General features: G+C 72.6%; 13 protein-coding genes. 6 read left to right on the forward strand and 7 right to left on the reverse strand.

Going from position 1 to position 12865, the window contains the following annotated elements:
• Window positions 1-145 precede the first annotated feature (145 nt).
• A complete protein-coding gene (locus tag ACZ501_RS29835; protein ID WP_468799578.1) occupies window positions 146-1177 on the reverse strand; it encodes a WD40 repeat domain-containing protein in 1032 nt (343 codons plus the stop codon).
• A gap of 134 nt (window positions 1178-1311) precedes the next feature.
• On the opposite strand from ACZ501_RS29835, the gene ACZ501_RS29840 reads away from it, so the two are divergent.
• The 3 genes from ACZ501_RS29840 to ACZ501_RS29850 all read left to right on the forward strand — a co-directional run bounded on the left by ACZ501_RS29840 (window position 1312) and on the right by ACZ501_RS29850 (window position 3680).
• Window positions 1312-2007 (forward strand): GDSL-type esterase/lipase family protein, encoded by a 696-nt coding sequence (locus ACZ501_RS29840; RefSeq protein WP_361602420.1) that lies wholly within the window; start codon window positions 1312-1314, stop codon window positions 2005-2007.
• A gap of 59 nt (window positions 2008-2066) precedes the next feature.
• Window positions 2067-3056: an aldo/keto reductase gene (locus ACZ501_RS29845; RefSeq protein WP_468799580.1), complete on the forward strand. Its 990-nt coding sequence runs from the start codon at window positions 2067-2069 to the stop codon at window positions 3054-3056.
• A 243-nt stretch (window positions 3057-3299) separates the two neighbouring features.
• Window positions 3300-3680, forward strand: a complete 381-nt coding sequence (locus tag ACZ501_RS29850) for an MmcQ/YjbR family DNA-binding protein (RefSeq protein ID WP_361602414.1) — start codon at window positions 3300-3302, stop codon at window positions 3678-3680.
• A gap of 64 nt (window positions 3681-3744) precedes the next feature.
• Here ACZ501_RS29850 and ACZ501_RS29855 read toward each other — a convergent pair whose 3' ends face one another.
• The 5 genes from ACZ501_RS29855 to ACZ501_RS29875 form a co-directional block, all read right to left on the reverse strand.
• Window positions 3745-4302, reverse strand: coding sequence for a YbaK/EbsC family protein (locus ACZ501_RS29855; RefSeq protein WP_468799582.1), 558 nt, complete (start codon window positions 4300-4302; stop codon window positions 3745-3747).
• 45 nt (window positions 4303-4347) lie between these two features.
• Window positions 4348-5184 carry a dimethylargininase gene (gene ddaH, locus ACZ501_RS29860; protein ID WP_468799663.1) on the reverse strand — a complete coding sequence of 279 codons (837 nt, stop codon included), beginning with the start codon at window positions 5182-5184 and terminating at the stop codon, window positions 4348-4350.
• 237 nt (window positions 5185-5421) lie between these two features.
• On the reverse strand, window positions 5422-5988 hold the full coding sequence (gene thpR, locus ACZ501_RS29865) for an RNA 2',3'-cyclic phosphodiesterase (protein ID WP_362461891.1): 567 nt from the start codon (window positions 5986-5988) through the stop codon (window positions 5422-5424).
• Between the two features lie 276 nt (window positions 5989-6264).
• Window positions 6265-7611, reverse strand: coding sequence for an MFS transporter (locus ACZ501_RS29870; protein ID WP_468799584.1), 1347 nt, complete (start codon window positions 7609-7611; stop codon window positions 6265-6267).
• A 25-nt stretch (window positions 7612-7636) separates the two neighbouring features.
• Complete coding sequence (locus ACZ501_RS29875; RefSeq protein WP_361602399.1) at window positions 7637-8074, reverse strand: MarR family winged helix-turn-helix transcriptional regulator; 438 nt, start codon at window positions 8072-8074, stop codon at window positions 7637-7639.
• 128 nt (window positions 8075-8202) lie between these two features.
• On the opposite strand from ACZ501_RS29875, the gene ACZ501_RS29880 reads away from it, so the two are divergent.
• Window positions 8203-8385 (forward strand): ribbon-helix-helix protein, CopG family, encoded by a 183-nt coding sequence (locus tag ACZ501_RS29880; RefSeq protein WP_361602396.1) that lies wholly within the window; start codon window positions 8203-8205, stop codon window positions 8383-8385.
• Window positions 8386-8425: 40 nt separating this feature from the next.
• Here the strand turns inward: ACZ501_RS29880 and ACZ501_RS29885 are convergent, their stop codons facing one another.
• Window positions 8426-9853 (reverse strand): NCS2 family permease, encoded by a 1428-nt coding sequence (locus ACZ501_RS29885; RefSeq protein WP_361602393.1) that lies wholly within the window; start codon window positions 9851-9853, stop codon window positions 8426-8428.
• A gap of 140 nt (window positions 9854-9993) precedes the next feature.
• Between ACZ501_RS29885 and ACZ501_RS29890 the strand changes: the two genes are divergently transcribed.
• Both ACZ501_RS29890 and ACZ501_RS29895 read left to right on the forward strand, forming a co-directional pair.
• On the forward strand, window positions 9994-10305 hold the full coding sequence (locus ACZ501_RS29890) for a DUF2530 domain-containing protein (protein WP_468799586.1): 312 nt from the start codon (window positions 9994-9996) through the stop codon (window positions 10303-10305).
• A gap of 103 nt (window positions 10306-10408) precedes the next feature.
• Entirely contained in the window at window positions 10409-12865 is a 2457-nt protein-coding gene (locus ACZ501_RS29895; protein ID WP_468799588.1) for an HAD-IC family P-type ATPase, read from the forward strand.

A 12865-nucleotide genomic window follows, 5' to 3' on the forward strand; every position in this document is an offset into this window, starting at 1 on the left:
CCGTGGCCGCAAGGCCGGGCGCGGAGAGGGACGCCGTCGGCCGCCCGCCCGGTTCCCGAACGCCTCCGCAACGCCGGAACGGGCCCGCGGCCGGGCCGGCTCAGCTCCGGGCGGCGGCGTCCGGACGGCCCGCGGCCGCGGTGGCTCAGGGCTTCGGGCGGCGGCGCAGCAGGCGCTTGCCCGCCAGGACCAGGGCCGTGCCCGCCGCCAGGACCAGGGCCCCCTTGGTGAAGCTGCCGGAGCCCGGCGTGGCGGGCTCGCCCCGGGCCCCGGAGCCCGATCCGCCGGCGCCCTGACCCCCGGGCTGCTGCGGCGACCCGGCCCCCGCCGGGTCGGGCGCACCCGACGCGGCCGTCACGGGTACCGCCACCACCTTGCTGTTCGCGCCCTCCGCCCCGAACATCAGCGTCCGGCCGTCCGGCGTGTACGTCACCGACTCGGCCTGCCCCTGCCACGGCGCGTCCTGCCGCTCGCCCTCCCCCTGCGGGCGGCCGTCCTTCCACGGGTACGTCCGGGCCGTGAAGTACCCGCGCAGCGTCAGGCGCCCCCCGTCCGGCGAGAACGCCCCGTCCGTCACCCACGGCACCTCCGCGACCCGGCGGAAGACGTTGCGCCCGTCCGCCGACAGCCGCTCGGGGCCCTCGTACAGGCCGCCGCCCTGCTCGTTCTTGCTCGCGATGTACACCCGGCCCGTCACCGGATGGACCATCAGCGCCTCCGCGTTGCGCGGCCCGTCGGCGTAGACGACGGTGAACTGCTCGGCCTTGACGGTCTGGTCGCCCAGTTCCCCCGGCTCCTGGAAGCGGTAGATCCACACGTGGTCCCAGGTGCCGTTCCTGTTGTCGCCGATGTCGCCCACGTACAGCTGCCCGTCCGGGCCGAGCGAGATCGCCTCCACGTCGCGCGGCGTCCCGATCCCGGTCAGCGTCACCCGTGCGAGGGTCCTGCCCGTCGCGGAGTCCACCGCGTACACGTACGGGCCGTCGTCGCTGTCGTTGTGCGTCCAGTACACGCCCGGGTGGACGCGGCTGGCCGCGAGGCCGCTCGACTCCCTGATGCGCGGGTCGGTGATGGTGAACCCGGCGGCGGCGGGGGTTTCCGCCGCCAGGGCGGCCCCCGGCAGCACGGCCAGCACGAGGGCGGCGGGAACGGCGGTCAACCGGGGCAGCAGGCGCATCCCTCAAGCCTGCCAGCCCGTGGGGGGTGTCCGGTGGACCGGGCCGGGTCCGCGGTGTCCGGTGCCCCGCACACCCCCTGCGGCGTGTCCGGCGTCACAGGGGTTCCGGTCGTGTGATCCGCGATGATGGCCGGATGCGTTTCATGTTCGTCGGCGACTCCATGACCATCGGACGCGCCGGCGACTTCACCTGGCGCTACCGGATGTGGCAGCACCTCGGCGCCACCCTGGGCGACGGCTCGTTCGAGATCGTCGGGCCGCGCAGCGCGCTGTACGACACCGCCACCGACACCCCCACCAGCCACGCCTACGCCGCCGCGGACTTCCCCGCGCACGCCCGCCGGCACCTGGCCGGCTGGGGCGAGGGCTGGCAGCACATGGCGCCCCTGGTCGGGCCCGCCGCCGGCGCCGCCCGCGCGGACGTCCTGCTCGTCTCCCTCGGCCTGATCGACCTCGGCTTCTACACGAAGGCCGACCAGACCGCCGACAACGTGCGCCGCTTCGTCGCGGCAGCGCGGGAGGCGCGCCCCGCCGTGCGGATGGTCTTCCTGCCGGTCATACCCAACGTCCGTGCCGAGAAGGACGCCCCGTTCGCGGCGGAGGTCGCCCGCTTCAACGAATTGCTCGGGAAAGCGGTCGCCGACCTGACGGCCGACGCCTCGCCGATCCTGCTGGCCGCCCGCCCGCACGCGTACGACATCCACCGGGACACCTACGACGGCACGCACCCCAACGCCTCCGGGGAGCACCGCCTCGCCGGCGAGTTCGCGGCCGTCCTGCACCAGGCCTGGGGCGTCGGCGGCCCCTACCGGCCCGCGCGGGATCCGTAACCCCCTTCGTGCGAAGGGGTCTTGCCTGGAGCGCACTCCAAGCAGTTGGCTAGTGGCCCATGAAGTACACGCAGCTCGGACGCACCGGTCTCAAAGTCAGCCGCCTCGTACTCGGCACCATGAACTTCGGCCCCCAGACGGGCGAGCCGGAGAGCCACGCGCTCATGGACGCCGCCCTCGACGCCGGCATCAACTTCTTCGACACCGCCAACGTATACGGCTGGGGTGAGAACAAGGGCCGCACCGAGGAGATCATCGGGACCTGGTTCGCGCAGGGCGGCGGCCGCCGCGAGAAGACGGTCATCGCCACCAAGGTCTACGGCTCCATGTCCCGTGAGGGCGAGACCTGGCCCAACTACGACCGCCTCTCCGCCCTGAACATCCGCCGGGCCGTCGACGAGAGCCTGCGCCGCCTGAAGACCGACCACATCGACCTCTACCAGTTCCACCACGTCGACCGGCAGACCCCCTTCGAGGAGATCTGGCAGGCCATCGAGGTCCTCGTCCAGCAGGGCAAGATCCTCTACGCGGGCTCCTCCAACTTCCCCGGCTGGAAGATCGCCCAGGCCAACGAGACCGCCGCCCGCACCGGCCGGCTCGGCCTCGTCAGCGAGCAGTGCCTCTACAACCTCTCCGAGCGGCGCGCCGAGATGGAGGTCATCCCGGCCGCCGAGGCGTACGGGCTCGGCGTCATCCCCTGGTCCCCGCTGCACGGGGGCCTGCTGGGCGGCGTCATCAAGAAGGAGACCGTGGGCGGCCGGAGGGCCTCCGGGCGCTCGGCGGACGCCCTCGCCAACAGCTCGGTCCGGGCGCAGCTGGAGGCGTACGAGGACCTCCTCGACAAGCACGGCCTGGAACCCGGCGAGGTCGCCCTGGCCTGGCTGCTGACCCGCCCCGGCGTCACCGGCCCGATCGTCGGCCCGCGCACCGCGGAGCAGCTGGAGTCGGCGCTGCGGGCGGTGGAGCTGGAACTCTCCGAGGAGCTGCTGGCCTCCCTGGAGGAGATCTTCCCCGGCCCGGGCCCCTCCCCGGAGGCCTTCGCCTGGTAGCCGCGGCGGCTGCGCACGCACACCGCCCCGCCGGCGCTTCGAGCGCGGGCGGGGCGGGCGGGTACGGGCGTACGGCAGCGGCGGGGCGTGCGGGCTACTGGCCCACCGCGGCCGCCACCGCCACGACGACGAACATCAGCACGAGCACACCGGCCATGACACGGTTCCTGGTCTTCGGGTCCACCCGTCGAGACTAACGCGCTCCCCTCCCCGCCCTTCGCCAGGGGCTGCGAGACTTGCGTCATGGTCACCGTCGACGACGTACGGCGGCTCGCGCTCGCGCTGCCGCGCACCGAGGAACACCTCGTCCGCGACCGGGTGAAGTTCCGCATCGGCCGGATCGTCTACCTCGCCCTGTCCCGGGACGAGACCGAGCTCGGCTTCGCCTTCCCCAAGGAGGAGCGGGCCGCGCTCGTCGCGTCCGCCCCGGACACGTTCTCCCTGCCCGGCGCCGGGGACATGCGCTACCACTGGGTGCACGCCCGCATGGCCGCCCTCGACACCGCGGAACTCGCGGAGCTGGTCACCGACGCCTGGCGGATGTGCGTACCGGCCGGCGTCGCCCGCGCCCACCTGGCGGGCCCCCCGCCGCCCGCGCCCGGGCCGGAGGCGGCCGGGAGCTGACCGGGGTGCGGGGCCGGGCCGGGCACCCGGGACCCCCGCCGGCCGAGGTGCCCGACGCGTACCGCTACGTCACCGTCAGCCGCAGGGCCGGCAGCCCCGCGCCGTCCGGCGGGACCAGCGCCGACGCCTCGCTGATCCGGGCCGCCCGCGGGCGTACCAGCGCCAGGTAGCTGGAGGTGCGCAGCGCCACCGACTCGTCGAGGCGGCCCGCGTTGAACCAGATCTCCTCGTGCTCCAGCAGGGCCGGATCCACGACCACCTCCACGGAGGGATCGAAGCTCACCGGCATGATCGAACCGCTGACGCAGCCTGTCAGCTCCTCGGCGACCTCCCGCACGGCGAAGGACGCGTTCGTGCCGCCGTACTCGGCCCGCACCGCCTCCAGGTCGACGCGGCAGTGCCCCGGCACCACGGCGATGACGTAGCGGCGCTGTTTGCGTCCCAGCGCGACTCTGATCACCAGGCACTTGGCGGCCTGTTCGAGCCGGTGGCCGCGTATCAGGCTGGCGCGTTCGGTACGCCCCTCCGGGGCGTGGCGCAGCAGCCGGTAGTCGGCTCCTCCGTCCGCCAGGAGGCCGAGCAGGCGGGCGTAGCTGTCCGCGATCGCGGTCGCAGAGGTCACAACGGTCCTTTCCGGAAATACGTCGGTGATGACGTCGGTGGTGACTCAGCGGTCGCGCAGCTCCAGGGTGCAGCACTTCACGCTGCCGCCCGCCTTCAGGAGTTCGGAGAGCCCGACTCCCACCGGCTCGAAGCCGCGCGCGCTGAGCTGGGCCATCAGGCCGGTCGCCGCCTCCGGCAGCAGCACGTGCCGGCCGTCGGAGAAGGCGTTCAGCCCGAAGACCGCCGCGTCCTCGGCGGTCGCGAGGATCGCGTGGGGGAACATCGTGCGGAGCACGGCCCGGCTGCCCTCGGAGAAGGCGGCCGGGTAGTACATGACCTCGTCGTCGGAGAGCACGGCCAGGGCCGTGTCCAGGTGGTAGTACTCCGGGTCGACGAGGGTCAGGCTCGTCACCGGCAGGCCGAAGAACTCCTGGGCCTCGGCGTGCGAGCGCGGGTCGGTGCGGAAGCCGGTGCCGGCGAGCAGCCGGCGGCCGACGGTGAGGAAGTCGCCCTCGCCCTCGTTGACGTACTCGGGCCACAGCACCTCGCGGTAGCCGCGCCGGCCGAACCAGTCCAGGTACGCCGGGCCCTCGGCGGTGCGCTGCACGTGCCGGAACCGCGCGCCGTAGACCCTGCCGTCGACGACGGTGGCGCCGTTCGCTGCGAACACCATGTCGGGCAGGCCCTCGACGGGGTCGATCTCCTCGACCGTGTGGCCGAGTTCGCGGTACAGGTCGCGCAGCCGCTCCCACTGGCGGACCGCGAGGCCGGGGTCGGTGCTCCTCTCCGGGTGCATCCAGGGGTTGATCGAGTACGTGACGTCGTAGTGCTGGGGACGGCACATCAGCAGCCTGCGCCGGGTGGCGGTGCGCGCGGGGGTGGTCGGCGCGGTCGTCGTCATCGTCGGCTCGGTGAGCGGCACGGGGACTCCTTCGGGGGTGACTGGAGGAACTCCGGGCCGTCGCCGCGCGCGGTGGCGCGGGGCGACGGGTGGTGCGGGGCGTCAGCGGGCGGCCTGCTCGGTTTACTGGGCCGGAGCATGCCGGGGCCGCCTCTACTGCTTCTGTTTCACCGGAATCCGGATTCCGCGCCCCGAAGTACGGGCCACCGGGGAGTGAACCCTCCCCGAACGCCGGCCTCAGCCCGACAGGGGCCAGGCCCCGGCCACCTCGTAGCGGGGCTGTTCGCCGGGGATGCCGCTGGTGGGGAGGTTGCTGCGGACCAGGCTGAGGGTGTCGACCCGCCAGGGCGTGCCCTCGAAGCCGGCGAGGGCGTCGAGGCAGGGCCGCAGGGAGGCGCCGGGGCCGGGGCCGGGGCGGCTGCGGGCCAGGGTGAGGTGCGGGGTGTAGCGGCGGTGCTGCTCCATGGGGATCCCGGCCCGGCGGGCGGCGGCGTCGGCGCGCTCGGCCAGCAGGCGCAGCGCGTCGAGCCCGCCGGCGGCCCCGGTCCACAGGGTGCGGTTGCCGAAGTGGCCGACGCCGTGGAGGCGGAGCGGGAAGGGGGCGGTACGGTGCGCCGCGCGGGCGAGGCGGGCGTGCAGCTCGGGGAGCAGGGGGTCGGGGACCTCGCCCATGAAGGCGAGCGTGAAGTGCCAGGCCGCCTCGGTGGTCCACCGCAGCCCCTCCGGGTGGGGCGCCCGCGCGACGGCGTCACGCAGCTCCCCGACGGCGTCGGGCCCGGGCAGCACGGCGGCGAACAGCCTCACGCCCCCGACGCTACCGCTCCGCTCCGCGCCGGGGCAGGGGGCCGTGCCGGGGGCCGGGGGCCGAGTGCGGGGTGACGGGCCCCAGGGGGCCGTGCCGCTGCGCCGGGCTCGCCCCTCCCCGCCCTTCGCCCGTTCCCCGGGGCTGCGCCCCGGCCCCCTGGGGGGCCGCCCCCGGACCCCCGCGCCTCACCCGCTGGCGCGGGGCCGGGCAGCGCCCGGGGAACGGTGGAAGGGCGGGTCGGGGACCTCCCCCCCACCGGACCGCCCGGTCAGGGCTCAGGCGGCCGTGGTCAGTTCGCGGCGCGGGGACGGGACGAACGCGATGCCGCGGCGGTTCACGCTCAGGCGGAGGTTGCCCACGCGGGAGAGGACCACCGCGACGCCGACCGCCGCCACCAGGGAGAGCAGGCCGCCGGACGCCATGCCCAGCCGCGCTCCGTAGGTGTCCGTGATCCAGCCCACCAGCGGGGCCCCCACGGGCGTGCCGCCGGTGAAGACCATCATGTACAGCGCCATGACCCGCCCCCGCATCTCGGGATCGGTGGCCATCTGGACGCTGGAGTTCGCCACGACGTTCACGGTCAGGCCGAACATCCCGATCGGCACCAGCAGCGCCGCGAAGAGCCAGAACCCCGGGGCGAACGCGGTGACCAGCAGCAGGGCCGAGAAGAGCACCGCCGCCGTCACCAGCAGCCGCAGCCGGGCCTGGCCGCGGCGGGCCGCCAGCAGGGCACCGGCCAGGGAGCCGGCCGCGATGAGGGTGTTGAACACCCCGTACGTGCCCGCGTCCCCGTGGAAGACGTCGTCGACGAAGGCCGACAGCCAGATCGGGAAGTTGAACCCGAACGTGCCGATGAAGCCGACCAGCACGATCGGCCACACCAGCTCGGGCCGGCCCGCGACGTACCGCAGGCCCTCGCGCAGCTGGCCCTTGGCGCGCGGCTGCGGGGTGACGGAGTGCAGCTCGTGCGTGCGCATCAGCAGCAGGCCGGCGATGGGCGCGGCGAAGGACAGGCCGTTCAGCAGGAAGGCCCAGCCGGAGCCGACGGCCGTGATGAGCACGCCGGCGATCGCCGGGCCGACCAGCCGCGCGGACTGGAAGTTGGCGGAGTTCAGGCTGACCGCGTTGGCGAGCTGCGCGGGGCCGACCATCTCGGAGACGAACGTCTGCCGGGCCGGGTTGTCGACGACGGTGACCAGGCCGATGAGGAAGGCCGCGAGGTAGACGTGCCAGACCTGGACGTGTCCGGCCAGGGTCAGCGCGGCGAGCGCGACGCCGGTGAGGCCCATCGCGCTCTGCGTGGTGATCAGCAGCGGCCGCTTGGGCAGCCGGTCGGCGAGTACGCCTCCGTAGAGCCCGAACAGCAGCATCGGCAGGAACTGCAGGGCGATGGTGATGCCGACGGCGGACGCGGAGCCGGTCAGGGAGAGGACCAGCCAGTCCTGCGCGATGCGCTGCATCCAGGTGCCCGTGTTCGAGACGACCTGGCCGGTGGCGAAGAGCCGGTAGTTGCGGATCTTCAGCGAGCTGAACATGGTCTGCCTGCCCGCACTGCCATCCGGAGCAGTAGTAGTGGTGGATGTATGGCCGGGTGCGGAGTCTGCTCCGGTTCCCGTACTCAAAAGCGTTCGCCTCCTGGCGTGGTTCCTATAGGTGCGCGAGCTTCTCCAGGACGGGTGCGGCCGCGCGGAGCTTGGCCCATTCGTCCTCGGTGAGCTCGGCCGCGAGCCCGGCCAGGAAGGCGTTGCGCTTGCGACGGCTCTCTTCGAGCATCGCCTCGGCCTCCTCGGTCTGGCGGACCACCTTCTGGCGGCGGTCCTCGGGATGCGGCTCCAGCGTGACCAGTCCCTTGGCCTCCAGCAGCGCGACGATGCGTGTCATCGACGGCGGCTGGACGTGCTCGCGCCGGGCCAGCTCGCCGGGTGTGGCGTGGCCGCAGCGGGCGAGGGTGCCGAGCACCGACATCTCGGTCGGGCTGAGCGATTCGTCGACGCGCTGGTGCTTCAGGCGCCGGCCCAGCCGCATCACGGCGGAGCGGAGGTCGTTCACGGCGGCGGCGTCGTCGCCATGGGAAAGGTCATGCATGTCTTTAGAGTAACTCATTACTCTGTCTAATGAAAAACCGGTTACCAGCCACCCCGTCTCACTCGTACGGGTGAGGAAGCGGCGAAAAGTGACACGCGCCCGCACCGCCTGCCCCGACCCTGTCGGGCATGGGGACACATGTGCTGAGCGTGCGCATGGACGGGGAGCTGCTGGACCGGCTCCGCCACCATGCCGCCAAACGCGGAATGAGCGTCCAGGACTATGTCGTCCGGACGCTCATTCGCGATGACTTCGACGAGCGGTTCAAGGCCGCCGTCGACGAGACGGAGAAGTTCTACGGGCTCACGTGAGGCCCGGCCGTGCGCGGGGCCTGCGTGTGGCCGGGTGGGCCTACGTGAGGCCGAGGGCCGGCATCGCGTAGTAGAAGACGAAGACCGCCGCGACGGCGTACATGGCCGCCGGCACCTCGCGGCCCCGGCCCGTCGCCAGGCGCAGCACGCAGAAGCTGACGAAGCCGATGCCGATGCCGTTGGTGATCGAGTAGGTGAACGGCATCAGCACCATGGCCATGAAGGCCGGGACGGCGATGGTGAAGTCGTTCCAGTCGATGTCCCGGACCGAGCCCGCCAGGATCAGGAAGCCGACCGCCACGAGGGCGGGGGTGGCGGCCTGTGAGGGGACCATCGTGGCGAGCGGGGTGAGGAAGAGCGAGACGGTGAAGAGCGCGCCGGTCACCACGTTGGCCAGGCCCGTGCGGGCGCCCTCGCCGACGCCCGCCGTGGATTCCACGAAGCAGGTGGTGGCGGACGAGGAGGTCGCGCCGCCGGAGGCGACGGCCAGGCCGTCCACGAGCAGGACCCGGTTGATGCCGGGGAAGGTGCCGTCCGGCTTCGTCAGCTTGGCCTCGTCGCCGACGCCGAGGATGGTGCCCATCGCGTCGAAGAAGCAGGACAGCAGCACGGTGAAGACGAACAGGGCGCCCGTGAGCACCCCGACCTTCCCGAAGCCGCCGAAGAGGCTGACCTGGCCGACGAGCCCGAAGTCGGGCGCGGCCACCGGATTGCCCGGCCACTGCGGCACGGTCAGGCCCCAGGCCAGGTCCGGCAGGTCGGTGACCGCCTGGACGGCGACCGCGACGACGGTCATGACCACGATGGAGATCAGGATCGCGCCGGGCGTCTTGCGGATCAGCAGCGCGAGGGTGAGCAGGACGCCGACGACGAAGACCAGGACCGGCCAGCCGTGCAGGTGGCCGTTGCCGCCGAGCTGGAGCGGGACCGTCGTGTGCGCGGCGTCCGGGATACGGGTGACGAAGCCGGAGTCGACCAGGCCGATCAGCATGATGAAGAGGCCGATGCCGATCGCGATGCCCTTGCGCAGCCCCAGCGGGACGGCGTTCATGACCCGCTCGCGCAGGCCGGTGGCGACCAGCAGCATCACCACGAAGCCGGCCAGCACCACCATGCCCATGGCGTCGGGCCAGCTCATGCGGGGGGCCAGCTGGAGGGCCACGACGGTGTTGACGCCGAGACCGGCCGCCAGTGCGATCGGCACGTTGCCGATGACGCCCATCAGGAGGGTGGAGAAGGCGGCCGTCAGGACGGTGGCGGTGACGAGCTGGCCGCCGTCGAGCTGGTGCCCGTACATGTCCTTCGCGCTGCCCAGGATGATCGGGTTCAGCACGATGATGTAGGCCATCGCGAAGAAGGTGGCGAAGCCGCCCCGGACCTCGCGGGCGACGGTCGAACCACGCTCGGAGATCTTGAAGTAGCGGTCCAGGCCGGTGGTGGGGGCCGCGGCGGGTGCCGAGGTGCTCATGCGGTCCTCAAACGGGGTCTATTGGGCGGTTCATACGAACGAATCCGGTCGCAGGCAAACCGTTTCAGTATGAACACACGACCGAAGGCCAGTCCATCTCCGCGCGTAGACCCCGAAACGCGCCGCCTAGACTGGTCGCCATGGCGAAGTGGACTGCGAAGCACGAGGCGCCCGAGCCCCTGGAGGGCCCGGTTGTCGCCACCATCACCGGCGGCACGGTCCTCTGGTTCGCCCTGTTCGTCCTCCAGCTGCCCTTCTACGGCTGGTTCGCCGACCGGGACCTGCTGTGGTGGGTGTGGACCTGCGCCGCCGGCGGCGGCCTCGGCCTGATCGGCATCTGGTACGTCCGCGGCCGCGACGCCGCGCTCCGCGCCCACGCGGCGGAGCGGGCCGCACGGGCCGACGGGTCCGGGGAGACGGGACCGGCCGCGCAGCCGGGCGACGGCACGTAGCACCTCCGCGGGGGCGACCCGGGGACGGTCCGGGTCATCCCGACGTCGGATCCTCCGGCCGCTCGGCGGGTGAAGCGCCCGCACCGCCTTTACCGTCGAAAGCATGACGCAGCGGGCGAGGACCGACCACGACGGGCCGGAACGGGCCGACGGCGCCGCCATCGACGCGGGCGCCGAGCTCGATCCCGTACACCCGGTGAAGCCCCCCGCCCCCCGTTTCACGCCGGGCGGCCTCACCACCGCCGAAGTCGCCGAACGCGTGGCGCGCGGCGACATCAACGACGTCCCCGTCCGCTCGTCCCGCTCCACCGCCGACATCGTCCGCGGGAACGTCTTCACCCGCTTCAACGCCATCATCGGCCTCCTGTGGGCGATCATGCTGATCGTCGCGCCCATCCAGGACAGCCTCTTCGGCTTCGTGATCCTCGCGAACACCGGCATCGGCATCATCCAGGAACTGCGCGCCAAGAACACCCTCGACGGCCTCGCCGTCATCGGCGAGGCCAAACCGAGCGTGCGCCGCGACGGCACCACCGCCGAGGTCTCCACCTCCGAGATCGTCCTCGGCGACGTCATCGAACTGGGCCCCGGCGACAAGGTCGTCGTCGACGGGACCCTCGGCGAGGCCGACGGACTGGAGATCGACGAGTCCCTGCTCACCGGCGAGGCCGACCCCGTCCTGAAGAAGGCCGGCGACCCCGTCATGTCCGGCTCCTTCGTCGTCGCCGGCAGCGGCGCCTTCACCGCCACCAAGGTCGGCCGCGCGGCCTACGCCGCCCAGCTGGCCGAAGAGGCCTCGCGCTTCACCCTCGTCCACTCCGAACTGCGCTCCGGCATCTCCACCATCCTCAAGTACGTCACCTGGATGATGGTCCCGACCTCCATCGGCCTGATCATCAGCCAGCTCGTGGTGAAGGACACCGACCTCAAGGAGTCCGTCGCCCGCACCGTCGGCGGCATCGTCCCGATGATCCCCGAGGGGCTCGTCCTGCTCACCTCCGTCGCCTTCGCCATCGGCGTCATCCGGCTCGGCCGCAAACAGTGCCTCGTCCAGGAACTGCCCGCCATCGAAGGCCTCGCCCGCGTCGACGTCGTCTGCCTCGACAAGACCGGCACCCTCACCGAGGGCGGCATGGACGTCACCGAGGTACGCCCGCTCGGCGGCGCGGAACCGGCGTACGTCGAGAAGGTGCTCGGCGCCCTCGGCGAATCCGACCCGCGCCCCAACGCCAGCCTCCAGGCCATCATCGACGCCTACCCCGACAGCGCCGACTGGCGCTGCACCGAGTCCCTGCCCTTCTCCTCCGCCCGCAAGTACAGCGGCGCCAGCTTCAGCGAGGGCGACGGCGAGAACAACACCTGGCTGCTCGGCGCCCCCGACGTGCTCCTGCCCGCCGGGGACCCGGCGCTCCAGGAGATCGACGGCCTCAACGAGCAGGGACTGCGGGTCCTGCTGCTGGCCCGCTCCGCCCGCGAGCTCGACGACCCCGCCGTGGCCACCGCCGTCCGGCCCACCGCCCTCGTCGTCCTCGAACAGCGGCTGCGCCCCGACGCCGCCGACACGCTGCGCTACTTCGAGGACCAGGCGGTGAAGGCGAAGGTCATCTCCGGCGACAACGCCGTCTCCGTCGGCGCGGTCGCCGGCAAGCTCGGGCTGCCCGGCGCCCAGAACACCGTCGACGCCCGCGACCTGCCGGCCGAACGCACCGCAATGGCCGAGGCGCTCGACGGCAACTCGGTCTTCGGCCGCGTCACCCCGCAGCAGAAGCGGGACATGGTCGGCGCCCTCCAGTCCAACGGCCACACCGTCGCCATGACCGGCGACGGCGTCAACGACGTCCTGGCCCTCAAGGACGCCGACATCGGCGTGAGCATGGGCTCCGGCTCGGAGGCCACCCGCGCCGTCGCCCAGATCGTGCTCCTGAACAACAGCTTCTCCACCCTGCCCTCGGTCGTCGCCGAGGGCAGGCGGGTCATCGGGAACATCACCCGGGTCGCGACGCTCTTCCTCACCAAGACGGTCTACTCGGTGCTGCTGGCGGTCCTGGTGGTCTGCTCGCAGGTCGAGTACCCCTTCCTGCCGCGCCACCTCACCCTGCTGTCCACGCTCACCATCGGCATCCCCGCGTTCTTCCTGGCGCTCGCCCCGAACACGGAGCGCGCCAGACCGCACTTCGTGAAGCGGGTCATGCGCTACGCCGTCCCCGGCGGCGTGATCGCGGCGGCGGCCACCTTCGCCACGTACCTGATCGCCCGGCACCACTACAGCGGCCCGGGCTCCCTGGAGGCCGAGACGAGCGCGGCGACGCTCGCCCTCTTCCTGACCTCCATGTGGGTGCTGGCGATCATCGCCCGCCCGTACACGTGGTGGCGGGTCGCCCTGGTCGGCGCGATGGGAGCGGCCTTCCTCGTCGTGCTGGTGGTGCCGTGGCTCCAGCACTTCTTCCAGCTCAAGCTGGAGGGCACCACGATGCCCTGGACGGCGGTCGCCGTCGCGGCGGGCGCGGCGGCGCTGATCGAGTGCACCTTCCGGTGGGTGGACCGGCGGTTCCCGGCGTAG

This window comes from Streptomyces sp. NPDC034085 (genome assembly GCF_055575555.1).